Source organism: Paenibacillus sp. V4I7 (genome assembly GCF_030817275.1).
In the GTDB taxonomy this organism is placed as follows: Bacteria; Bacillota; Bacilli; order Paenibacillales; family NBRC-103111; genus Paenibacillus_E.
Genome location: NZ_JAUSZD010000002.1, coordinates 5,337,972 through 5,360,694, shown reverse-complemented (window position 1 = coordinate 5,360,694; position 22,723 = coordinate 5,337,972). Strand labels below are relative to the sequence as shown.

At 44.3% G+C, this 22,723-nt stretch carries 21 protein-coding genes and 1 riboswitch; of the genes, 17 read left to right on the top strand and 4 right to left on the bottom strand.

Going from position 1 to position 22,723, the window contains the following annotated elements; all coding sequences use genetic code 11:
• Positions 1-40: 40 nt before the first annotated feature.
• Positions 41-886: an AraC family transcriptional regulator gene (locus tag QFZ80_RS25055; RefSeq protein WP_307553320.1), complete on the top strand. Its 846-nt coding sequence runs from the start codon at positions 41-43 to the stop codon at positions 884-886.
• Here the strand turns inward: QFZ80_RS25055 and QFZ80_RS25050 are convergent.
• Positions 875-1,690: a glycosyltransferase family 2 protein gene (locus tag QFZ80_RS25050; RefSeq protein WP_307553321.1), complete on the bottom strand. Its 816-nt coding sequence runs from the start codon at positions 1,688-1,690 to the stop codon at positions 875-877. The genes QFZ80_RS25055 and QFZ80_RS25050 overlap by 12 nt on opposite strands.
• A 102-nt stretch (positions 1,691-1,792) precedes the next feature.
• Between QFZ80_RS25050 and QFZ80_RS25045 the strand changes: the two genes are divergently transcribed.
• The 7 genes from QFZ80_RS25045 to QFZ80_RS25015 all read left to right on the top strand — a co-directional run bounded on the left by QFZ80_RS25045 (position 1,793) and on the right by QFZ80_RS25015 (position 9,093).
• Positions 1,793-4,270, top strand: a complete 2,478-nt coding sequence (locus tag QFZ80_RS25045) for an HAD family hydrolase (RefSeq protein ID WP_307561674.1) — start codon at positions 1,793-1,795, stop codon at positions 4,268-4,270.
• Positions 4,271-4,434: 164 nt separating this feature from the next.
• On the top strand, positions 4,435-4,593 hold the full coding sequence (locus QFZ80_RS25040; RefSeq protein WP_307553323.1) for a hypothetical protein: 159 nt from the start codon (positions 4,435-4,437) through the stop codon (positions 4,591-4,593).
• Positions 4,594-4,664: 71 nt separating this feature from the next.
• Complete coding sequence (locus tag QFZ80_RS25035; protein WP_307561672.1) at positions 4,665-5,324, top strand: DUF2238 domain-containing protein; 660 nt, start codon at positions 4,665-4,667, stop codon at positions 5,322-5,324.
• Between the two features lie 89 nt (positions 5,325-5,413).
• Positions 5,414-6,499, top strand: a complete 1,086-nt coding sequence (locus QFZ80_RS25030) for a lactonase family protein (protein WP_307561670.1) — start codon at positions 5,414-5,416, stop codon at positions 6,497-6,499.
• A gap of 366 nt (positions 6,500-6,865) precedes the next feature.
• Positions 6,866-7,315 carry a MarR family winged helix-turn-helix transcriptional regulator gene (locus tag QFZ80_RS25025; RefSeq protein ID WP_307553326.1) on the top strand — a complete coding sequence of 150 codons (450 nt, stop codon included), beginning with the start codon at positions 6,866-6,868 and terminating at the stop codon, positions 7,313-7,315.
• Positions 7,312-8,580: an MFS transporter gene (locus tag QFZ80_RS25020; protein WP_307553327.1), complete on the top strand. Its 1,269-nt coding sequence runs from the start codon at positions 7,312-7,314 to the stop codon at positions 8,578-8,580. The genes QFZ80_RS25025 and QFZ80_RS25020 overlap by 4 nt, the downstream gene beginning before the upstream one ends.
• Before the next feature lie 114 nt (positions 8,581-8,694).
• Positions 8,695-9,093, top strand: coding sequence for a hypothetical protein (locus tag QFZ80_RS25015; protein WP_307553328.1), 399 nt, complete (start codon positions 8,695-8,697; stop codon positions 9,091-9,093).
• A 105-nt stretch (positions 9,094-9,198) separates the two neighbouring features.
• Here the strand turns inward: QFZ80_RS25015 and QFZ80_RS25010 are convergent, their stop codons facing one another.
• Positions 9,199-9,561, bottom strand: a complete 363-nt coding sequence (locus QFZ80_RS25010; protein WP_307553329.1) for a LytTR family transcriptional regulator DNA-binding domain-containing protein — start codon at positions 9,559-9,561, stop codon at positions 9,199-9,201.
• A 676-nt stretch (positions 9,562-10,237) separates the two neighbouring features.
• Here QFZ80_RS25010 and QFZ80_RS25005 point away from each other — a divergent pair.
• From QFZ80_RS25005 to QFZ80_RS24965, 9 genes are all read left to right on the top strand, one after another.
• A complete protein-coding gene (locus tag QFZ80_RS25005; protein WP_307553330.1) occupies positions 10,238-10,999 on the top strand; it encodes a DeoR/GlpR family DNA-binding transcription regulator in 762 nt (253 codons plus the stop codon).
• A gap of 81 nt (positions 11,000-11,080) precedes the next feature.
• Entirely contained in the window at positions 11,081-12,175 is a 1,095-nt protein-coding gene (locus tag QFZ80_RS25000; RefSeq protein WP_307561668.1) for an alcohol dehydrogenase catalytic domain-containing protein, read from the top strand.
• Between the two features lie 131 nt (positions 12,176-12,306).
• On the top strand, positions 12,307-13,359 hold the full coding sequence (locus QFZ80_RS24995) for an ABC transporter ATP-binding protein (protein ID WP_307561666.1): 1,053 nt from the start codon (positions 12,307-12,309) through the stop codon (positions 13,357-13,359).
• On the top strand, positions 13,352-14,230 hold the full coding sequence (locus tag QFZ80_RS24990; RefSeq protein ID WP_307553333.1) for a carbohydrate ABC transporter permease: 879 nt from the start codon (positions 13,352-13,354) through the stop codon (positions 14,228-14,230). Before QFZ80_RS24995 ends, QFZ80_RS24990 begins: the two co-directional genes overlap by 8 nt.
• Positions 14,231-14,331: 101 nt before the next feature.
• On the top strand, positions 14,332-15,099 hold the full coding sequence (locus QFZ80_RS24985) for a carbohydrate ABC transporter permease (RefSeq protein WP_307564236.1): 768 nt from the start codon (positions 14,332-14,334) through the stop codon (positions 15,097-15,099).
• 53 nt (positions 15,100-15,152) lie between these two features.
• Entirely contained in the window at positions 15,153-16,481 is a 1,329-nt protein-coding gene (locus QFZ80_RS24980) for an ABC transporter substrate-binding protein (RefSeq protein WP_307561664.1), read from the top strand.
• 48 nt (positions 16,482-16,529) lie between these two features.
• Positions 16,530-17,327: a glycerophosphodiester phosphodiesterase family protein gene (locus QFZ80_RS24975; protein WP_307561662.1), complete on the top strand. Its 798-nt coding sequence runs from the start codon at positions 16,530-16,532 to the stop codon at positions 17,325-17,327.
• A gap of 3 nt (positions 17,328-17,330) precedes the next feature.
• Entirely contained in the window at positions 17,331-18,419 is a 1,089-nt protein-coding gene (locus QFZ80_RS24970) for a phage baseplate protein (protein WP_307561660.1), read from the top strand.
• A gap of 98 nt (positions 18,420-18,517) precedes the next feature.
• Positions 18,518-18,994, top strand: coding sequence for an MgtC/SapB family protein (locus QFZ80_RS24965; RefSeq protein WP_307555977.1), 477 nt, complete (start codon positions 18,518-18,520; stop codon positions 18,992-18,994).
• Positions 18,995-19,235: 241 nt separating this feature from the next.
• On the opposite strand, the gene QFZ80_RS24960 is transcribed toward QFZ80_RS24965, so the two are convergent.
• Both QFZ80_RS24960 and QFZ80_RS24955 read right to left on the bottom strand, forming a co-directional pair.
• Complete coding sequence (locus QFZ80_RS24960) at positions 19,236-20,669, bottom strand: NAD(P)/FAD-dependent oxidoreductase (RefSeq protein WP_307553337.1); 1,434 nt, start codon at positions 20,667-20,669, stop codon at positions 19,236-19,238.
• A gap of 58 nt (positions 20,670-20,727) precedes the next feature.
• Positions 20,728-20,826, bottom strand: a riboswitch (purine riboswitch).
• A 74-nt stretch (positions 20,827-20,900) separates the two neighbouring features.
• Positions 20,901-22,643 carry a sensor histidine kinase gene (locus tag QFZ80_RS24955; RefSeq protein WP_307561658.1) on the bottom strand — a complete coding sequence of 581 codons (1,743 nt, stop codon included), beginning with the start codon at positions 22,641-22,643 and terminating at the stop codon, positions 20,901-20,903.
• Between the last annotated feature and the right edge of the window lie 80 nt (positions 22,644-22,723).

The window sequence follows — 22,723 nt, the reverse complement described above, 5'->3', positions numbered from 1 at the left end:
CGAGTATCGGAATATTGTCATTAGAAGAGGAGGAGTTAAGATGCAAAGGCATGTCATGCTGCCGAGGCTGCAGCAATCTTCTTATTTCATTTTTCCAGAGTCTGTTGGCTGGTACCGTGATCTCCCGAATCATTCTGTCTATCGGTCCGAGAGGTTATGTGAGACATTTAGCTTGCATTTCATCGTTTCAGGTAAAGGGTACGTCGAAATTGAGGGGGAACAGTATCCGATTCAAAAAGGGGATGCTTTTCTGTATTTTCCATATCAAGAACAAAAATACTACAGCTCGAAGGAAGATCCATGGGATGTAAGGTGGGTTCATTTTTATGGAAATCATATAAAGGAGTTTATGCTGGAGCGAGGATTTCTTCGGACCTTGTGGACGTTAAAGCGATGGAATGAGCTTGAAGAAGCGTATCATGAGCTTTTGCTGGAGGCGGAGACGAATAGCATCCTTCGGACAACGAATCTCTCGACACTGACGTATAAGATATTGTGCGAATTCATGAGCTATGCGGCGCCTTTAACGGGAAATCGGGGGATGGAATCCGTGGATCGCATTCTCGCCTTACTTCCCTCGATGCAGCAAAAAGCCTGTGAACCGTTCATCTTGGAAGAATGGGCGGAGCTCACAGGCGTAAGCACTTACTATTTCTGTAAATTATTTCGTAAAGCTATGTCGATGACCCCGCTCTCCTTCATTACGCTTTGCCGCATTCAATTCGCTAAGCAGCGTTTAATTGAAAAGGAGAACTGGCCGATCAAAGACATCGCCAAGGAATCAGGTTATGCCAGCGCGAGTTATTTCAACCAGCGGTTTCAAGAACATGAAGGAATGACGCCAAGCGAGTTTCGAAGCTTCTATGCCAAAAGTTTATTTGGATAAACGAGAGCGAATCGGTTTCCCGTCCCAGATGATTTCGGTCACTGCTTGTCGCGCTTTCACTTCCGGTTCTTCCAGCAGGAGGAAGAAGTTTTTCGTTGGCAATTCACCGAGTTGATGCTTGGCTGAGAGCATGTCCAAATAAGGACGCATGTTATCTAATTGACCCGACATATTGCTGCTGCCTTGCTGCGAGAAGGCATAGAGTACACTTGCGATTGGCGCACGTTTCACACGGAATTGCTCAGCTGCTCGTAAGAAGAAATCCCAGTCCCAATAATGAAATACTTCCGTGTCAAAAGCGCCCAGAACGTTGATAACCTCGGGACGAAATATACAGCCGGAAGAAAAGAAGGTCGAAAACCTACGCATCGCAGGCACATCGAATTCATAAGCAAAAACGAACCGATCTGTGATGGAACGGGCGTTATTTTCATAAACATAATCGAAAATTTCTACGTCTGGGTAGACAAGATCATAGCCTTCTATTTCTTGCAGCATGCGCTCGATATGGATCGGAAGCAGCAGATCGTCGTCATCACAGAGCATAATGAAATCGCCTTTTACCTCTTGCAATCCGCGGTTGCGTGCATGAACATGCTTCAAGTTTTGCGGCATATTGACGATCTGAATAGCCAGTTCCGGGTACAATTCCTGAATGAAATCGACGGAGGGGCCGCAATCGTTAACGATGATGATTTGTAAGTTTTTGTACGTTTGGCGGTATAATGATTCTGCGAGCTCAGCGAGTTCAATTTGGCGATTATACGTAGGGATAATGATGGACACTAAGGGCTGATAGGACATGAAAAAGCGCACCTCCGAATTATGGTATTTTAAGCTTACCTCAATTTCGGTGTACTTCTCAAATATAAGTGATAAATAAGCAAAACTTTAAGGAGGTTTCTAATGCTGGAGGTACCGCATACAAGTATAAGCTTTACCGATCTTCATTTATGGAAAAAGGATCGCTTTCTAAGTGGCTTGATTGGTGATATTGACGCCATTTCGCTGCTCAGTTTGGATATTTTCGATACGCTATTATTTCGTACTTGTGCAAATCCCTCTGACGTTTTTGTTCTTGTTGCGGAAAAAGCACACCGTATTGGCTGCTTGAAGGCTTCCATATCACCAGCCGCTTTCAAAGAGATGCGGATTCGTGCTGAGAACAATGCCCGTGATCGACAAGCTGCCGTAACGGGCTTTGGCGAGGTTACTTTGGAACTCATTTATGCTGAGATGCCGGAAGGGGTCTGTATCAGGGACAAGATGGCTCAGATAGAAGTCGAGACTGAGGCGGAAGTTTGCTATGTGAACCCGCATGTGGCGTCATTGTTAGCTGCTTGTAAAAGCAAGCAGATTCCGGTAGCACTGTTATCGGATATGTATTTATCCTCCGAGCAGCTGCGCTGGATTCTTTCGTCGTCAGGTCTAGATCTATTAAGCGTAGATACGCTGCTTGTTTCATCGGAGGAGCATGAAGGGAAGTCATCGGGGCATTTATTCGCTCGGTTGAAGGAACTTTACCCACAGCTCGAGAGTCACGAAATTGTACATATTGGTGACAATATAGCCGCAGATGTGGAAGGTGCCTCCAAAGAAGGAATAAGGAGCGTACACTACAACGTCGTTCCTGAACATTTCGGGAGCTTGCATCACTGGGAGTATGTTAGACATGGACATGTACTGCCAGAATGGAAGTCCCTGCGGAAGCTAGCAGAAGCCTCGGATATGACGGTTGGAATGGGCGAGCTGGACCGCGTATTTTATAAGTTGGGTACCAGTGTAATTGGACCATTTTTGCAAGCTCTGTGTGAGTGGGTCATTGATCAATGTGTGGATGAGGGCATCCGGACTGTACATCCTTTAATGAGAGAAGCTTATTTGTTAGCCCCGATGCTTGAAAGTGCTGCGCGTATTCGAGGTGTTGACCTCCAGATAAAGCCGATCTATGTTTCCAGACAAGCTACTTTTTTGGCGGGACTGGAGAGCTTTGGTGATGATGAGCTAACACTTTTGCTAGGCATTCACGGTTTGAAAATAAGCGAGCTATTCGAGGTACTTGATATCTGCGAAGAAAGCGATCATTTTCATTTTGAAGCATTTTTGGAGGAAAGAATTGAAACTTGCAAGTATATAGTAGGTGAAAATGGAAGCTCCATCTATGATCAAATTGGGGGTTTTCTACGAAGTGCACCCATACAAACTAAAATTTTGGCGTCTGTGAAGCGGCATAGGCAGCTTTTTGTAAGTTATTTGAAGCAAGAATTTGGTTCGCCTGAACGGTTGGTAACGGTCGATATTGGCTTTCACGGAACCATTCAGAAATCACTAGAAAAAATAGTGAGCTTAGCGGGACATAAGCCGCAAATGACGCATTTGCTCGCTGTTGGCGCTAATCGGCTGGATGAGCTGAGTATGCGTGGTATGGATATCCGTAGTATGCTGCGCTCGGGTAGCGGGGGAAGTGATGAGGGGAAACGTATCGCAAGGACGCCTGCCTTTTTGGAGGAGCTCATGATGGGCGATTTCGGTTCGACGCTTCGTTATGCTGAAGGTGAGCTCGGTCAAATCAGGCCGATTACGGCCGAGCTGAAACGTCCTGACAAAGAGTATGCGATGAAACGGGCATGTCAAGAAGGTGCTTTAGCGTTCCAAGGTTATTATGCCTATTTGCTACAGCAGAAAGAGGGGCGATTGCAGCGCGCATCCCTACAGCCTGTGGAGTGGAGCAAGCCGCTGCACCGTGTTCTCGATATGCCGAGACCCGAGGAAGCGAGATTGTTGGGGGATTTGACGCATCAGGACAATTTCTGTACCGAGTACATTGCACCGATTTGTGAAGATGTGGCCGAAGAATGGTTCGAGCAAGGGCCGGAAGCATTTTTGAATACCTGTAATTATGGGCCGTCGATTTTGAATGCGAATTGGCCGCAGGGTCTTGTGACTATACGATTTGCGTATTATTTATATACATTCTATTTGCGGCTACAAGATGGGTTCGGCAGCCAGGTGATGCTGTTTGAGACGATCCAAAAGGTGAAAGAGGATGGCGTATGTGTCATTCATCTTTATGGAACGGGGGCTTTTGCCGAGCAGGCTTTGAAGATGGCTTGGTTTCATGGACTTCAGATTCGTTACTGGATTGATCCGCATATCGGGTTGGATGCTGCGCCTTGGGGGCAGTTTGCTTATGTTACTTTGGAACAGGTTAGGGATGGTGGGATTAAAGCAGAGAAAGGGGCAGGGACAGGAACTGGAACAGGGAATGCCTCTCACGCTTTCTTGATCGCGACGTTATCTGAGATGAAGGCATATAAGAACCATATTTTGCATGTATATGAGGGTAGTGAGGTAACGCCGATCTTTTACGAGCTTCTTCCTTAGGAAATTAGCACCTAATATAGGGATCTTTGGTCGTAGACCAAAGTCTCTCCTCGTTGGGATCTTTGGTCGTAGACCAAAGTCTCTCCTCGTTTAAGTCTTTGAACCAAATCGATGGATGGAACATCTTAATTAGTGATCTATTAGCTTGAAGGATGAACCTATTTTTGGTTGAAAAAGGAAACCTGCGCATTTATAATCTTACCCAGCATACTTTCCAGTTCCGATTGTGGCTGACTGATGAGCACTTGAATGCTTTTACCGATCATAACTTCTCAGAAGTGAAATATGATTTGTTCAATACGTCTAAAGAAGGTACTAGTTGAAGTTAGTACTTTTGGAAAAGACAGTGGCGAGGTAACCTGAGTTTAGAGGTAATAACAAGGGGGACTGAACCATGCAGACCATTTCATTCACTAAAAATTGGTTTTTGCAAATGATAATCGTTATGTTTGTAGGGATATGGATTTGGCTGGCGGTAGAGCCTTACAGCAGGTATAACTGGGTATTGGAAAATCTACTGATATGGGCAACGCTAATTGGACTTGTAAGTACATATAAACTTTTTACGTTTACGAATTTGTCTTATGCTTGGATTGCTTTGTTCTTACTGCTGCATACGTTTGGGGCTCATTATTCGTATAACGAGAATTGGGTGGATGTTTGGTTGAAGCTAATTCTTCACTCGGAACGTGATCATTATGATCGCTTGGTTCATTTTAGCTTTGGATTGCTCCTCGCCTATCCGATTCGGGAAGCGATGAGTGCATGGACACGGCTAGGCAGTAAATGGCTTTATGTGATTACCTGTGTCATCGTTTTGGCAATGGGGGCTTTTTATGAGCTTATTGAAATGTGGGTGGCGCTGATTGTTGCTCCTGAGATTGGAACGTTATTCCTAGGAACACAAGGTGATCAATGGGATACGCACCACGATATGGAGCTTGCTCTGTATGGGGCGGTTATTGCTATGGTTGTTACTGCGGTTTGGCGTAAGGTGCGGGTGGGAATTAAAGCAAAAAAAAGCAGGATTATGAGATTAAGTAGGGAAATGTGAGAGTAGGTTTATGAGATTACATAGGAAATGAATACTGAAGAAGTGACAATACTTATAGCAGAAATCGCTATCGTGGAGGCTGGTTGCCAATGTCAGTAGGAGAACAGAAAGAATTGTATGTCTATGTTGGTTCCTATACAGATGAGCGCAATACAAATGGGATTTCCTTGTATGCGTTCAATCGTTTGAGCGGTGAAATGAGGTTGGTGGAATCGTATAGGGATTTGCCAAATGCTTCCTTTCTTGCTCTGAATGATGCACGGACGATTTTGTATGCGGTGAGTGAGACAGAAACGTACAACGGTCGTTTTGGAGGCTCCGCGGCATCTTATGCGATAGAAGCTGGCACCGGTAGGCTTGAGAAGTTGAATCAGCAGCCTACCGACGGATCTGCTCCTTGTTATATCAGCTTGGACCAGACTAACCGAACGGTCTATGTAGCGAATTATTCAAGCGGCAGCGTGACCGTTTATCCGATAGAAGCGGACGGGCGGCTTGGTGAGCATGCACAGTTGGTCAAACATGAAGGTCCATTGGGGCCGCGTGCGGATCGCCAAGAGGCTCCGCATGCGCACTCGATTGTTCCGGCACCGAACAATCGGTATGCGATTTCAGCCGATCTGGGCCTTGATCGGCTGGTGGTTAGCAGCATCGACGCGGAAAGCGGCTTGCTTCAGCCGCATGGCGATGCGGCGATGAAGCCGGGCGCAGGCCCGCGGCATTTGGTTTATAGCGCGGACAGTCGGTACGTGTACGCGATCAATGAGCTGGACAGCACGGTTACCGTGCTGGGCTATGAGGCAGACGCGGGAGTTCTGACCGCGCTGCAGAGCATTTCGACGCTGCCGGAAGGCTTCAGCGGCGAGAGCACATGCGCGGACATCCATCTCTCCGAGGATGGCCGCTATGTGTATGCATCTAACCGCGGACACGATAGTATCGCGGTTTATGAGGTTGCCCGACAAAGCGGCACGCTGTCGGTCGTGGGTTGGCAGGCGACGCTCGGGCGGACGCCGAGGAACTTTGCCTTATCGCCGCAGGGGGAGTTCCTCCTCGCGGCGAACCAGGACTCGAACAGCATTACGGTATTCCGCATCGATGCGGAAACTGGAATGCTGCGTGAAACAGGGCAATCGGTAGCGGTATCGCGGCCCGTTTGCATCAAGTTTCTCTAGGACATAAAGAGCGAGTATCCACGCAGCGCAGGCTGTTTGGGTGCTCGCTCTTTTTTTGTTCTGCTGGGCTGGACGCTAGTTCCAACCTTGCAGGGTTCTCGTAACGTTAGGCTCTGAAAACGCGCTTATTTCAGTTAAGTCTAGAAATAGGCGCGCTTTCCGAGCTTATTCATGTATGCTTCATTCCTCATTATTGCCCGACAGCTCGGAGATTGCTGAATCCCGTAATATCGCTCTTATCATTTATCAAATTTTAGGCCCGGAAATTAGTTGCACATGCAACTAATCAGGCGTATGATAAAACAGTAGCAAGTTCAACGATTCGGAAAATCACTACTATTTTGCTCAAACAAAGGAGACATGTTTATGATCGAAAATAGAAATTCGATACCAAGGTGGGTCTCACTCATTTACCGTTATGGGCAAATGTATATTGGTGAGCATTTGAAGAAATACGACATCGGCAGAGGGCAGCATATTTTCATCAACGCGCTATATAAAGAAGATGGTCTTACACAAGAAGAGTTAGCGGATTATTTGAAGATTGATAAAGGTACGACAGCAAAAGCACTTAAAAAGTTAGAAGAGCAAGGCTACATAACCCGTACGGTCAGTAAAAAAGATAAGAGATGCAACGAAGTTCATCTAACCGAAAAGGCGCTGCTGATTAAAGGTGATGTGCGGAAGGTACTGACGGACTGGCGAGAACGTCTAACGTTTGGTTTAACGGATGAGGAGAAACTACTGGCTTTGACTATTTTGGAGAAAATGGGAGATAATGCGTCCCGTTTCGCAGAGGAGCAGGTGGAGCCATGAATATGAAGCTTGCAAGTTCGCTGTTTATCGATAAGCATTTTCATGCTTTAACGCATCGTAATTATCGGTATCTTTGGTTAGGTCAGTGTGTCTCGCTCATTGGAACGTGGATGCAAAATATTGGGCAGTCTTGGCTCGTACTGACGATCACTGGCTCGCCTCTTAAACTTGGGATTGTTGCGGCATGTCAGTTCCTCCCAATTCTCTTATTTTCCTTGTTTGCAGGCATTATCGTTGATAAGTTTCCAAAGAAGAATATCCTGCTTGTTACGCAAACGGTTGCGATGATTCTAGCCTTTACGTTGGCAATACTCGTCTTGACAGATACGGTAAAGTACAGCTATATCATTGTGCTAGCTCTGCTGCTTGGGCTTAATAATACGCTGGATATGCCAACGAGACAGTCGTTTAATATAGAAATCGTGGGAAAAGAAGATCTCATGAATGCCATAGCTCTCAATTCAACGACATTTAACATGGCAAGGATTGTTGGTCCTGCGATTGGTGCAGTGATGATGGCTTGGCTGGGTGCTGGGTGGTGTTTTTTGCTCAATGGGGTTAGCTTTCTGGCAGTTCTGTATGGATTGTTTCATATTAAAGCAGCACCCTATGTTCGGAAGAAGAACTCGCGCGATGGCATGATGAAGGAAATTAAAGATGGAATTGTCTACATTGCAAGAGATCCTTTGTTAGCACAGACTGTGCTTCTCGTAACGGTGATCGGCACGCTTGCTTTTAACTTTAATGTACTCATTCCGGTTTTCACTAAAAGTGTGCTGCACATGGGAGAGACCACGTATGGCACGTTAATGTCATGTCTGGGTGTGGGTTCTTTCGCGGGGGCGCTCACAATGTCATTTCGCAGTAAGCAAGGGCCAATGCTGAAATTAAGTATTATAGCTAGTTTAGTAGTTGCGGTTTGTTTGGTCTTAAATGGACTAAGCACTTCCGTTTGGGTCTGCGGTGGATTGTTAGCTTTAACCGGATTTTTCAACATCATATTTGCAACGAATAGTAATTCATCTCTTCAGATGCATGCCAAAGAGGAGTATCGCGCGCGCGTAATGAGTGTGTATTCACTTGTATTTGCGGGCTCCACGCCGATAGGAAGCATTTTTGCTGGTTTTGTCGCAGATCGATATGGTGCGAATGGGGCTTTCGTCTGTTGTGGCGTGTTAACTGGTGTGCTTTGTCTGATTATTATTTGGAATTATAGGAAGAAAGCCGCTAAAAGATCTCTTGGGGAAATAGGAACTTCCTCATAAATGAGAGGGAATGTTAATTTTTACTGCAAAAATAACCATTTTTTGGATTGTCAATTGTTGGTGTATCCGCTACAATATGAGTTATATTCATGTCGTTATTGGGGAGGGAATCTTGTGCTGGGTTTTTTGAAAAAATGGATGCATACACCAAAGCAGGAACCTACGAACGTTGTGGATTATAAAACGATGGAAATCGACGTTGTTATCAAGTGCTTTGTGTCGGATAAAGACAAGCCGTTTCGTGTGATTTTTAAAGTGGAGAAACAAGGCTCATTCTTTTCCAAAGATATTTTCGTAAAAAATGTGGATATTAAGACACCCTACGAACTGGTTTATAACTTCTCCACACTTGGAATGAACTATGAAGAGCTGAAGAAGTACGAAAGCACCGATCATGCTGAGTACAGCTTCGCGACTTTGGAAGAAGCCAAAAAGGTGAAAGATACAACAGTCGACTACATACGCTTTCTTATCCGTGAGCATCAACAAGAAACACTTGCAAAAATTTCATAGGATTTGACCAAAAAGGAGCTAGCGAGGATTCTCGTTAGCTCCTTTTTGGTATAACCTCTTGGCCGCTGTAGTTTGGTTCAACACTGCGCCTTAAGGCTGTTTTCATTATTCTGCTGATTCACCTGCAACTGCTTCCGCTTTGTGCTGCTGCACGATTTCTTTCAGTCGGAATTGACGTAGCTTCGTAATCGATGCAAATTTGGAATCAGCACCTTTGATTTCGAAGAACACTTTGCCATCCTGAATCTGTAGAATTTTCCTTGTATTCACATAGCAATCCGTGTTGACCTTGAAAAAGGAGCTATTTGTAGTAATTTCTTGAATTTGCTCAGAGGTCATGCGTTTTTTAATGTGATAGTTTTTCCCATGGAAAGAGACGAGCCCATGTTCTCCGACTCGGAAGTACATAATATCCTTCTCAAGTGCGAAGTCCTCATAGGTATTTCTTGTTTCGAGCGCTACATTCATTTTGTAATCCCCCTTTAAAAATGATAACGCTTACATTGAGAACGTTTTCATCTTACCATATTTTAAAAGAGAATAAAAGTAGTTTTAAACGTAAAATTACCAACGATTTCCTCCTTGTGAGTTGGAATAGTTGGTAAATTGCAAATTTTGATGAAAGATATCATATTTCCTCGGAAATAATTACCTATACTTACGAAACCAAACTCCCTCACATAGACAAGAAATCAAGTATCTGTTACGAGAGCATCCTTAAAAAATATGTTGGCGTTTTTGCCCGAGTCCATGTTCGCTCCACCTGAAGGCCGGTATTCAAGTTAATAATAGAATAGGTATTACCTGTAGGTGAGGGATTTGTAACTGGATTATAGTCGTTCCCATCTAATAAAAATAGATAAACTGCCATAAGTAACAAATCCTTGGAAAGTTCTGCTTTTCACTTTTTTAGGAAGATATTCAAACATAATATTAATATAACATTGCATAAATAAACATTAATAAACTTTTATAATAAATGCTTTAATGGCAACAAATATAGCCGTGTGCGTGATCTGGAACAAAGAATATAAAATATAGTATTGACAGAAATGTTTGCCAATGATAATTTAAAAGAACAAATTCAAGCATAAATAAACATAACACTGCAAGTTAATGTTTGTTTGAGAGGGAGCATGAAACGATGTTAGCTGCGGAAAGAAAAATAAGAATTGTTGAATTTGTAAGACAGCATCGCGTAGCTTCAGTGGCAGCACTAGCCTTAGAATTTGATGTTCATGAAGCAACCATTCGCAGGGATTTGGCGGAGGCTGAACAGGAAGGCCTGCTCAAAAGAACTCACGGCGGGGTTATTGTGGAGCAATTAACCCATAACGAGCCTTCCTTTAATGAAAGGTCCAATGTACAGCTCGAACAAAAGATACGTATTGGCAAAATGGCCGCAAGTATGGTGGAAGATGGAGATCATATCATCATAGACTCGGGTACAACCACGCTTCACATTGCGAAGCAGTTAATCCATCGTTCGAACATTACAGTTGTAACCAACGATATTAATATCGCAGCTGAACTACGTGATGCCCCGGGCGTGAAGATTACGGTAACAGGAGGCGATTTGTATCCTTCGAGCTTTATGTTAAATGGCATGTTTACGGATCAAGTGCTTCGGTCGCTGCATGTATCCAAAGCTTTTATCGGTACGCCCGCGATACACCCTAAACATGGATTAATGCATCCGGAGGCTCAACTGGTTCTCGCTAAACAAGGAATGATTAACGCGGCGCAGGAAGTCATTGTGGTTGCTGATGACACGAAAATAGGTAAGTTGTCTCTACATACAGTTGCTCCGAATTCGGCCATTCATTCTTTAATTACAGGTAAGGAAGTTACGGAATATGACAGAAAGCAATTTCAGGATTCCGGAGTGAATGTCATTGTTGTTTAACGGAAGATGATTCTTTCGAGGTTGCTTGTACAACCTCGAAATTTCATATATATAGAAAAACAGTTGGAGGTGTTTTTGTTAGTGGCCAGCAGAATAACCGGCGCAGTACATTCACGAACTCTACGCTTGACTAAGCCGCGTGAAATTCAAGAGTTGGTAGTCGAAAGAGAAATTCGAAGGGGAGAAGTCGCAGTGGAGCCAACCATTGCCAGTATCTGTCACGCCGATCTGCGTTACTTTAGCGGACAGAGAAAGCCGGAGGTGTTGGCCAGAAAACTACCAATGGCTTTGCTGCATGAAGGCATCGGAATCGTGGCCGAAAGTAAGTCAAACAAACTCTCTGAAGGTCAGCGAGTGCTTATTGTTCCGAACTTACCGGGCTATTTACTTCGAGGAATCGAACCTGAGCAATGTTGTCCGGCATGCAGGAATGAGATAGAAGATAACTATTGCTATCATTCGGAATTTCTAGGAAGCGGTACGGATGGGATCGCCCAGAGCCGATTGGTGCTTCCTGAGGAATGCGCGGTTCCGATTCCCGATCTGATACCCGACGAGATCGCCGTATTGTCGGAATTATGCAGCGTTTCGTACAGAGCTTTAAGAGGAGTCAGTCCCCTGTTGGATCGGGCCCGAATCGCTGTGTTTGGTGATGGACCGGTGGGATATTTGACCGCAGCCATGCTGCATCACGTGTATAAGATCGGCAGTGATCGCTTAATCGTCTTTGGGGCGGTAAGAGAAAAGCTGGATCAATTCACCTTTGGAACGACTGAAATGGTGCAGAACTACGATTTCCAATCCGGTGAGAAAGTCGATATCGTGGTGGAATGTACAGGCGGGCGATTTAGCGAAAGCGCTATCAATCAGGGTATTGATATTCTAAAACCAGGGGGTCATCTCATAGCGATGGGGGTTAGCGAGGATCTTGTACCGATCAATACAAGAGACGTGCTGGAGAAGGGAATTACACTTCACGGCAGCAGTCGCAGCTCCGTAAGTGATTTCAAACAAGTATTGAAAGTTATGGAAAGCCCGGATTGTCAGGATACATTAAGAAAATTGCTTCCGGAGAAGTATACGGTGGTGAGCACGGCAGAAGACCTCGCTGGCGCTATGGAATCTGCCATGTCTCACAGGGACTGGAAAAAAACAATCCTAGACTTTCACTGGTGACACAGTGAAAGTCGTATAAAGAATTGTATCATAAAACTGAATGTTTGTTAATAAGCGCAATTGAACACCTATTCCAATTTGTAAACGCAATCATATTTGAGTCTGGGAATAATTGGTGAGGAGGATTGCTCTTGGCGTCCATTGAATTCGTACAAGTCACACAGTCATTTGATAAAAATATTATTATTGAAGGTTTGAATTTAAAGATTGAGGATGGCAAATTCACTGTATTGGTAGGTCCGTCAGGCTGCGGGAAGACAACACTACTCCGAATGATTGCCGGGCTTGATCCCCATACATCAGGATCTGTACTTATCAACGGTAAGGATGTAACACGAGTTGCTCCAGGTCAAAGAGGCGTAGCCATGGTATTTCAAAACTATGCCATTTACCCCACGATGTCCGTAAGGGAAAACATTGAATTTGGTTTGAAGAACAATAAGGTAGCCAAAGAGGAAAGAACCCGATTGGTAGAGGGAATCAGCGCAACCGTAGGGTTATATGAGTATCTGGACCGTAAACCGTCCACTTTATCTGGGGGACAACGCCAGCGTGTGGCTCTGGCCCGCGCCATGGTGAAAAAACCATCCGTATTTCTTATGGATGAGCCGCTGTCCAATCTCGATGCCAAGCTAAGGGTCCAGATGCGGATTGAACTCATTGAGATGCATAAAAAACTCGGTACGACTTTTGTTTATGTCACTCATGATCAAGTAGAGGCCATGTCAATGGCGGATACCATTGTACTGATGAATCGCGGACGGATTCAGCAGGAAGCCCCTCCCGAGGTCATTTATCGCCGGCCGAACAACCTCTTTGCAGCACAATTTATCGGAGTTCCACCGATGAATATTGGTGACTTGGGCGTAGACGGGGTAAAGTTCGGCTTTCGCCCGGAGAGTGCCATGCTATCCGCTGAACCAGGAGACTTTCATTTTTCTATGCAGGGTGTGGTTGCCACGAGAGAAATGCTTGGGTCTGAAACGATCTATCAGGTCAAATCTAGCGAGTATACGTTTATGATCAAATGCACCGAAGATTTGTTTTCTTTTGATCAGAAAGTTTATGTCGGAGTGGATGCGGCTAAGATCTTTTTCTTTGGAGCGGATGAGAACCGGATCGATGAGAGCGATGCCCGTTTTGGTAACTATTTAAAGATGCTGAGAGGGCAGCAAAATGGATAAAAAACGAATTTGGGAAGCGATTCGACCCTATGTGATGGTCTTACCCGCTATGACAGGCATTATTCTTTTCGTCATATATCCGGTGATCTATTTAATTCAATTAAGTTTTTATAAATACAACTTAATGAATAAAGATAGAAGCAAATTCATCGGCTTTGACAATTTCACACAAATATTCACTCGTGAAGATTTCTACAAGGCTCTAAGCAATACGGTTGTCTACACGGTAGGGGTTGTCGTGCTCACGATGCTTCTATCTCTGCTGATTGCCATCTGGTTAAATAAAAAAACACGCTTCAACGCGGTTGTGCAAGCCGGAATTTTCACTCCACATATCATTTCCATTGTGTCTGTCGCTTTAGTATGGATGTGGCTTATGGAGCCTAATCACGGCATACTGAATTTTCTGCTAAAGGCTATTGGTCTCCCGCCTTCTTCGTGGTTGCAGAGCTCTAATACAGCAATGCTCTCCGTGATTATCGTATCCGTCTGGCAAAATATCGGATACTATACGTTAATCATCGTTGCTGCGCTTCAAAGCGTGCCGCCGAGCATTTACGAAGCCGCTGCACTGGATAACGCTAGCAGGTTCAAGATGTTCTACAAGATTACTTTACCGCTTATTTCTCCGCAGCTGTTTTTTATATTGATCATTATGACCATCGGTTCCTTTAAGGTGTTTGATACCGTAAAAATCATGACAGCAGGCGGTCCCAATAATGCGACTACGACTCTCGTTTACTATATTTACGAATTTAGAACAAATAGTATCGGTTACGCTTCGGCTACTGGCGTCGTCTTGATGGCGATTATTGCAATTCTGACGTTCATTTATTTCCGATTGCTGTCCAAAAGAGTTCATTATCAATAATCAGCAGAAATGACCAAGACAAAGGGGGTGTACAATCGGTGACATTCAATCTGAAATCCATCAAATGGACATTTGGATTTATATGTAAAGCAGCAATTTTGATGGTGTTTATATTTCCGTTTTTATGGATGATTTCAACTTCGCTGCAGACCTTTGAAGAAACATTGGCGTTTCCGCCTACCTGGATTCCAGCATGGCCGCAATGGATTAATTTTGTGGAAGCTATGAGGGCGGGTCCGTTTTTGACCTATGCAAGAAACTCTCTTATTATCACATTCTCCATCATTATCCTGCAGTTTATTGTGATGATCCCAGCCGCGTATGCGTTTGCTAAGTATAAGTTTGCGGGGAAAGAGATTATATTTGCGTTGGTTTTGCTGGCGTTTATGATTCCCGGGCAGGTAACGTTTATCCCAGTATACCTGATGTTAGCAGAATGGGGAGTGATCAACTCGCTTTTGCCGCAAATTATTCCTTTCATGGCAAACGCATTTGGGATATTTCTGCTGCGCCAATATTTTATGCAAATTCCACAGGAAATAATAGAATCAGGCAGATTGGATAACGCCAGTGAATTTAAAATTATTATGAAAATCATGATCCCCATGTCAATGCCAGCTTTAGCAACGATTGCCTTATTCAGCTTTGTCAGCCATTGGAACGATTATTTCTGGCCGTTGGTCATGACCGATTCGGCGCAGGTTCGGCCTTTAACGATGGGAATAGCGATGTTGAGGGAAACCGAGGGAATAAGCAACTGGCATATCATCATGGCAGGAAACGTTGTATTGGTTGTACCTATTCTTATCGTATATCTGTTTGCTTCCAAGCAAATCGTCAAAGCATTTGTTTATTCTGGGATAAAATGAAGCTTGAATTTTCCTTGCTAGAAAAACTATAACCTATTTGGAGGTCATCCGTTATGAAGAAAGCGCTTTCGATTGTATTGTTGTCGATGACTATGCTGTCAACTCTACTTGCAGCTTGTACCAGCGGTCAGCCACAGCAAACAACTGAACCCAAGTCAAATCCCCAATCCTCGACAACTGCACCGACGACACCGACCGGCGCGGGAGGTAAAACAACTGTTCAATTCTGGCATTCCTTAGGCGGCAAAAACGGTGAATACACGGATGCCATGATCAAACGCTTTAATGCCTCTCAGGATAAAATTGAGGTGGTTGGAACCTTTCAGGGTTCTTATGATGAAACCGTTACCAAGCTTCAACAGGCTGTTGCCGCTAAAACCGGACCTGATGTAGCCATGCTTGAGCGGGCCTATGTACAACTGTTTGCAGATTCAGAGGTATTGGAAGACATGAATCCTTTTCTTAAGAAGTCAGGTTTAAGCAAGGATGACTTTACAGCCGGCCTTCTAGGGCATTCGATTTTCAATGATAAATTGGTGTCTTTGCCATTAAATCGTTCAACACCGATTTTACATATAAACAAGACGATGCTGGATGAGAAAGGACTCGCTGTACCTAAAACGTGGGATGAATTGAATAAAGTCGCAAACGCGCTGGTGATTAAAGAAAATGGAGAGACTAAGCGCTACGGATACAGCATGCCATACGATACATGGTATCCCATTGCTATGATCACTCAAGCAAAAGGCAAGTTTTTCAATGATGCCAATACCTCAATCGGATTTAACAATGGGGAAGGCGTGAAAGTTTTTAAATTCCTGAAGGATATGCAAAGCACCGGTGCCTTATATTACCCTCCAGCCCAGGATTCAGGCAATATCGTCAACCAGATGTTTTCGAGCGGCAAGATCGGTATGATGTTCCAATCCACCGGTGTCATCGGCAGTTTAACGGATACAGCAAAATTTAATTATGTTACGGCCTTCCTGCCAATGGATCAAGTGTATGCGAACCCTACGGGTGGGGCGAATGTTGCGTTAATGTCCAACTCGAAAAATAAAGAGGCCGCATGGGAATTTATTCGTTGGACCATGACTGATCCTCAAGGCGGCTTACAGTTCATTTTGGATTCTGGCTATCTTCCTTTTACTAAAAAGATGGTGGAGTCCCAACAAATGAAGGATCTTTGGGCCAAACAGCCGAATCGTAAAGTGGCTTATGATCAGCTTCAATATGCGGTCGATACGAATAAGCATGTAGCTTGGACACAGGTTATGCAGGAGTTCAACAAAGCCATCCAGGCCATTATGTATGATAACAAAAATATTGAGGCTACCCTAGATACCTTTAAGAAAGAAACAGAGCGGATTATTAAAAAGTAGGTCACGCATGCTAGTATTGTCGGCTTTCAGGAAAGGATGGAAGATGAGATGAGCAAGATTGAACATCTTGAAAACAATACCGATATCATTGTAGCTGCACATAGAGGATTGAAATCTGATTATCCGGAAAATACGCTGCTTGCCTTTCAAAAAGCTTTAGAATCAGAAGTGGATATGCTGGAGTTCGACCTCCGGCTGTCCAAGGATGGCGTGGTCGTTGTCATACACGATGAAACAGTAGATCGCACAACGAATGGTTCCGGTCAAGTGAGTGACTACACGTTGGCTGAGCTTAAACAATTGGATGCGGGAGCCTGGTTTGATCCGGTGTTTGAGGGGCTGAAGATTCCTACCCTTGAGGAACTGTGCACACTTCTTAACGCCTATCCGGAAGTGCTTTTAAATGTAGAGGTTAAGCCAAGTCGTCATGCAAAAGAGGTTGCGGATAAAGCGGTTGCGATGCTGGAGGATTACGGCTATCTTCAACGCTGTGTATTCACTAGCTTTGATGCGGCGATCCTCGCATATTTTCACGATTCCTACCAGTTAAAGACACAAGGTTTCCCGGCAGAGCTGATGACAAATTTTGATTCCGGACCCGATGGCACCTATTCCAAGATGTGGGTGGTAGGTATTAGTATGAAGCTGTTGACGCCAAAGATCGTCAAGGACTTTCTGGATCTTGGCATTAAGTCATGGAGTTACTGCCCAGACGTTGATCAGCAGGTGTATTATTCGTTGGAATGCGGAGTAGCTCTAATGACCTGTAATAACCCGCGCCCGGCTATGCGGATTAGGCACGAGATAGCAACCGCTGCACAACCTTTAAACAAGGAGATGAGTTGACCTATGAATACCTTTAAAGGAAAGATGAAACAGGCATTTCGGAAGGCCGTTGGTGCAAGACATTTTGCGACAATTGTAATTGGAGTGGCAGTTATAAGTGTTCTCCCTTTCTCATCTTCCTCTATCCACGCAGAACGTGATGCATTAAAATCCAAAATGTTTGTCCTTTCGGAACCTGCTTCTGAGTTGGTACATGAAAAAGCGCTGCAAAATGGTACGGTTCTGCAATCGTTTGCTTTCGATAATGTGAATCAGCACATTTATGTGGTTCAATTGATGGCAGGCGGGCAGCAGCTGCCAGGGGAAACGGCTGTGGTTAGCGGTGCAAAAAGGGATGCAAACGGCGATCTGGCATTGACGAAGCTAGACATGCAGGGGAACAAGCTCGGCTACATGTACTTGAAGGGGTTCGGACATGGGGTCCAGATCGGTGTGGAAACAGTGGGTGAAACTGCCTATTTATGGACGGAAACGGACTCCGTCAAAGAAGGCAGCAGCGGCTGGGGAACGCAAATTGCCAGATTCCCTTTCGAGAATGGGAAGATTCTTAGCTCCGAATCGCCGGAGATAGTAAAACACCGCCTTGTGGAAGGTGCGGATCGAACGACCGTCAATATTGATGCGGAGAGCGGATTGTTGACCATGCGGTATCGCATTGACGGCTCATTCCGTTTCGGTGTATATGAGCTGGAGGAAATCAAACGGAATCATTACAAGCCCTTGGCTGACGTTCCTCAACCTGTGGTTGGTACTTTTCAAGGTTTCGCTTCCTATGGGGGATATTTATACCTTTTGGAAGGTAATTCCTACGGTTCGGGCGGATCGGTTGCGCCTACAGGGAATACTTACATTACAGCAGTAGATTTAAATACGGGTGAAGTCATTGACAAGCAGTTGATAACTGCGGGGGATACGCTCTCTTTCAGAGAACCGGAGGGTCTGGGCATTCATCTAACAGATAGGAAGCACCCGCAGAAAGCTCAATTAAGCTTCGGCTTTGCTTCCAATTTCACGCCTAACAGGCTGGCAAATATTTATTACGTGGACCGTTTACTACCAGCGGAAGCCATTGTGAATAGCGAGCATCCTTAATGATGCTTCTGTTGTTGATCTGGAGGAATGCACACTGAAGGAAGGGACTAGAATTGAGCGATTTGTGGTATAACGTCTATTCAGCAACTCACTTGGAAATGTATCTCCGTATCCTTATAAGTGCTTTTGTAGGCTTTATCATTGGATTGGACAGGGAAACCAAAAATAAACCGGCCGGAATTAAAACATTTATGTATGTCTGTGTATCCAGTGCGTTATTAACAATTATCTCCATATACAGTGTGGAGAAGTACAGTTCTGAGACAAACCGGACCATGATGGACCCCATGCGTCTAGCGGCCCAAATTGTAGCCGGCCTTGGATTTTTGGGTGCGGGCGTGATTTTGAAGGACGGCTTTCAAGTGAAGGGACTAACATCAGCAGCGATGATTTTATTTGTAGGTGGAGTTGGCATTGGTATCGGTGCCGGCTTCTACGGACTCGTCGTTTTTACGGTGCTAACCTCAATGGTTATGGCCAGAGTAGGCAATTATATCGAAACCAACCGACTTGCGAAGTCAAAGGTCGTTCAGGCGGAGAATGGCGGGATAGCTGAGGGAACGTCGATGCGCTAATTGTACGAAAAACACTCGAAATCATGATGAAGAGGAACGACGTTCCGCTAAAGAGGTCGAATGACTTTTCCTTACTTCGACAGAAACAAAAGAATGAGAAAGGGCTATCCCAAAAGGTCAAAAATGACCTAAGGGGTTGCCCTTTTTCTTTTTTAAATCGAGTCGTTAAAACTGCTGTAAATCTGCTAGACAACAAGATGATTTTTGTATCATGCTTATTCCGATTCTGACGTTAAATCGTTTACTTTATACGGCCGACCACGTTGCGTGCCACCCAGACACCTGCAGCCCCAGCTTGGGCCAACCCTCTTGTAATGCCTGCCCCGTCACCACCACAGAACAAGCCTTGTATCTCGGTTTCAAAACTTTCATTAAGTTTAGGACGCGCGGAATAGAATTTCGCTTCAACTCCATAGAAAAGAGTATGCTCAGAAGCTATACCTGGCGTTACCTTTTCAAGTGCATGAATCATTTCAATTAAACTTTTCATGGTATTGTAAGGAAGCACAAGTCCTAGATCTCCAGGAACAGCTTCCGATAAAGTCGGCTCAAGGAAGCCTTCGCGAATCCGATCAGCCGTTGACCTGCGTCCGCGAGTGATGTCCCCAAATTTCTGCACGATAACGCCGCCGCTGGATAAGTCATTCGCATGTTTACATATTTCCCTCGCATATTCATTCGGCTTATCGAAAGGCTCAGTGAATTTATGAGAAACGAGCAGGGCGAAGTTCGTATTACTGGAACCTAGGGCTGGATCCTTGTAAGAGTGGCCGTTCGCTGCCATGACGCCGCTGTGATTCTCGACCACAACATGACCGGATGGATTGCTACAGAATGTACGTACTCGTGTACCCACCGATGTATTATAAATAAACTTACCTTCATAAAGATGTTCGTTGATTTCGCGCATAACGACATCCGACGTTTCTACGCGGACGCCTACGTCGACTTGATTGTTATACATTTTGAGTCTGCGCTTTTTGAGTACTTGCGTTAACCATGCAGAGCCGTCTCTACCTGGCGCTAACATCACTTGATTACTATGAATTTCAGTACCATCCTTCATCCGAATGCCTTGGATGACATGCTTGTCTTCCCTTTTGAAAGTTAGGATATCTTCAACTTCAGCTTTGAACTGCATATCGATGCGTGTTTTCAAATGTTCATAGATAGATTTCAAAATCATCAAATTTTGCTCGGTTCCCAGATGTCTAACCTGAGCGCGAAGCAGCTTTAAGCCTGCAGCATAGGAGCGCTGTTCAATATCTTTTACAGCTTCAGTCGTAGGGTCCGTCATATTCTCGGTTGCACCATGCTGTAGATTAATGCTATCCACATAGCGAATCAGATCGATCACTTTGGTTGGTGCCAAATAATCTGTCATCCAGCCGCCGAATTCGGTGGTGATGTTGAATTTGCCGTCGCTATAAGCGCCCGCGCCGCCGAAGCCAGCCGTGATTGAACAGGCAGGAAGACAGCCAGAGAAGTCCTTTTTGCCTGCTGGGGGAGGACACAGTTTGATTTTACTTTCCAGGATCGGACAACTGCGATGGTATATATCATGGCCTTTGTCCACGAGCAATACTTTAGCGCTAGGGTGAAGCAATGTCATTTCATAACAGGCAAAAATACCGGCAGGTCCTGCACCAACAACGATAAAATCATATGTTTTCATTGCAATCTCCTCTGGATCATTCAATTTTGGACACAAAAAAACCCAGCCACACGGGTATGCGAAAGCAAGTACCCGTCGTAGCTAGGAAGTTATGGCTCCCTCTAGAGACCCTTAAGCCAATCCTCAAGGATATACGAACGATTTAAACGTATGTGGCTATTACTTACTGCCCTGACTATCATAATACGAACATTAAATGATGTCAAATAGATAATGTTCGTATAATCATCTTTATACAACAATGGAAATTGTAAAACTGGTTTCGGCTTCTGAGCTGCTGACATGAACGGTTCCGTCATATTTGTCCACTAGTTTTTTGACAATGCTCAAACCTAAACCGGCGTGGAGTCCGGATTCTTGTTTCGTAGAGAAGCCAGGCTCAAATATGCTTTCTAGACGATCATTGGGGATCGGTTCTCCGTTATTGATGACCTTGAATGTTAGCACATTGCCTTCCAAAATGCCTATTAAACGAACTTCTTTATCCTCTGCCTTTTTGGAAACAGTAACAGCATCAAACGCGTTATCGATTAAATTGCTGATGATTCGAACCAAATCTGTCGCTTTGACAGCTCCAAGGTTGATCTGATTTAAATTACCGACTTCATGAATGAATGTAATTTTGCGCTCAACGGCTTGTATAACCTTAGATTGTACAATCGCGCATAATGCGGGCACGTTAATTTGAATAATGTCATTCAAAGCGGTCGTTTCACCAATAATCTCGGTAGTGTAACGATCTAATTCCGTATATTCTTTCAAATGAACGAGGGAATGTATCGTAGCCACATGATTATTGAAATCATGGCGCTGCTCTTTCATGGAGCGGAACAGTGAGCCGATATGATCAACGTATACTTCTTGGATACTTTCCGCGGTCGCTTCACGATTCCGATTGATGAAGCGAATGCTTAGAATAACTAGGATGAATGCGATTAGTGCAGTTGATCCGATTAGAATGAGCAGGTTCACTTGCTGTTGTTGAATTGATTTTTGTACGGTTTCATAATCGGCCGTCAGACCGATAACGACTGGAGAATCAAATTGGAGCGGGATGAACATTTTGAGATAAGTTTTTCCGTCGATCCTAGTAATAAGTTCCTTTGTTTGCTTCGATTGCATGACGTCTTGAACCATTTCTTGATCCCGATTATCTTTCATCGTATAGGATCCGAACAATATTTCCCGATCTGTGAACCAGGTATAGCCTTCCTTAATATTCTGTTCCTGTTGTTTCAGGAAGAAAGGGGGATTGTAAACGGCAATTTCTTTGACGCCATGGTTGGTATAGCCATGAATCATTTCATTAATAACAGCATCGACACCTGTTTCCCGTTGATAATCTCGGAAGAACGTATCATGCACGTAGGGATCGAGAATATAATTCGTGCGACCATCGTAATAATAGCCCCATTTGTCAACAGACTGAGGGTTCGAAATGGACGTATTCATGGGTCCTGACCAATAATGAGGCAGCGCTTGACCGCTTTGTACATTCGTTGCTTTGGTGTCTAGAAGCTGATTGAACGCTTGAAACCAATCTCTGGACCAGGATTTGGTGCTCATGTTAATTTCCTTTGGCTCAGAGGATTTATAGCCAATAATATCATCACCGCTTCGTTTCATTAGCGTAATATGATCGACCATTAACTCCTTACTGAGAACAATAAGCTCTTCATTAGTTACTTTCTCAATGTCGGGATCGAGTCGGTATTGTGCTGCTAAAGAGGCTGTACGCAGATTTTGACCGATTAGGTTTTCAACATATTTCTCTCCCGTTTTGGAATGTTTAATCGAGATGGCGACGTTATCGGCGATAAGCTGCAGCTTGGTTTCAAGCTCAGATGTTAGCATTCTCTTCGTATAATAGTAGAATACGCTATCCGTAAGTAGTACAATAATTAAGGAAATCATTAGGATAAAGATGGAAGAGCGCAGGTGAATTTTTGGCTTCGGTTTATGTAGTTTGTTCATGTTATCCTCCTAATATGCCATATCTATCAACTATCATAGTATAAAAATACATTGAATCACATACGAAAAATGGAGGTTAT

What these genes read in the sequence shown, in the direction of transcription:
- QFZ80_RS25055 (WP_307553320.1), top strand. Translation starts at nt 41, where the DNA reads ATGCAAAGGCATGTCATGCTGCCGAGGCTGCAGCAATCTTCTTATTTC.
- QFZ80_RS25050 (WP_307553321.1), bottom strand. Translation starts at nt 1,690, where the DNA reads ATGTCCTATCAGCCCTTAGTGTCCATCATTATCCCTACGTATAATCGC.
- QFZ80_RS25045 (WP_307561674.1), top strand. Translation starts at nt 1,793, where the DNA reads ATGCTGGAGGTACCGCATACAAGTATAAGCTTTACCGATCTTCATTTA.
- QFZ80_RS25035 (WP_307561672.1), top strand. Translation starts at nt 4,665, where the DNA reads ATGCAGACCATTTCATTCACTAAAAATTGGTTTTTGCAAATGATAATC.
- QFZ80_RS25030 (WP_307561670.1), top strand. Translation starts at nt 5,414, where the DNA reads ATGTCAGTAGGAGAACAGAAAGAATTGTATGTCTATGTTGGTTCCTAT.
- QFZ80_RS25025 (WP_307553326.1), top strand. Translation starts at nt 6,866, where the DNA reads ATGATCGAAAATAGAAATTCGATACCAAGGTGGGTCTCACTCATTTAC.
- QFZ80_RS25020 (WP_307553327.1), top strand. Translation starts at nt 7,312, where the DNA reads ATGAATATGAAGCTTGCAAGTTCGCTGTTTATCGATAAGCATTTTCAT.
- QFZ80_RS25010 (WP_307553329.1), bottom strand. Translation starts at nt 9,561, where the DNA reads ATGAATGTAGCGCTCGAAACAAGAAATACCTATGAGGACTTCGCACTT.
- QFZ80_RS25005 (WP_307553330.1), top strand. Translation starts at nt 10,238, where the DNA reads ATGTTAGCTGCGGAAAGAAAAATAAGAATTGTTGAATTTGTAAGACAG.
- QFZ80_RS24990 (WP_307553333.1), top strand. Translation starts at nt 13,352, where the DNA reads ATGGATAAAAAACGAATTTGGGAAGCGATTCGACCCTATGTGATGGTC.
- QFZ80_RS24985 (WP_307564236.1), top strand. Translation starts at nt 14,332, where the DNA reads ATGGTGTTTATATTTCCGTTTTTATGGATGATTTCAACTTCGCTGCAG.
- QFZ80_RS24980 (WP_307561664.1), top strand. Translation starts at nt 15,153, where the DNA reads ATGAAGAAAGCGCTTTCGATTGTATTGTTGTCGATGACTATGCTGTCA.
- QFZ80_RS24975 (WP_307561662.1), top strand. Translation starts at nt 16,530, where the DNA reads ATGAGCAAGATTGAACATCTTGAAAACAATACCGATATCATTGTAGCT.
- QFZ80_RS24970 (WP_307561660.1), top strand. Translation starts at nt 17,331, where the DNA reads ATGAATACCTTTAAAGGAAAGATGAAACAGGCATTTCGGAAGGCCGTT.
- QFZ80_RS24965 (WP_307555977.1), top strand. Translation starts at nt 18,518, where the DNA reads ATGTATCTCCGTATCCTTATAAGTGCTTTTGTAGGCTTTATCATTGGA.
- QFZ80_RS24960 (WP_307553337.1), bottom strand. Translation starts at nt 20,669, where the DNA reads ATGAAAACATATGATTTTATCGTTGTTGGTGCAGGACCTGCCGGTATT.
- QFZ80_RS24955 (WP_307561658.1), bottom strand. Translation starts at nt 22,643, where the DNA reads ATGAACAAACTACATAAACCGAAGCCAAAAATTCACCTGCGCTCTTCC.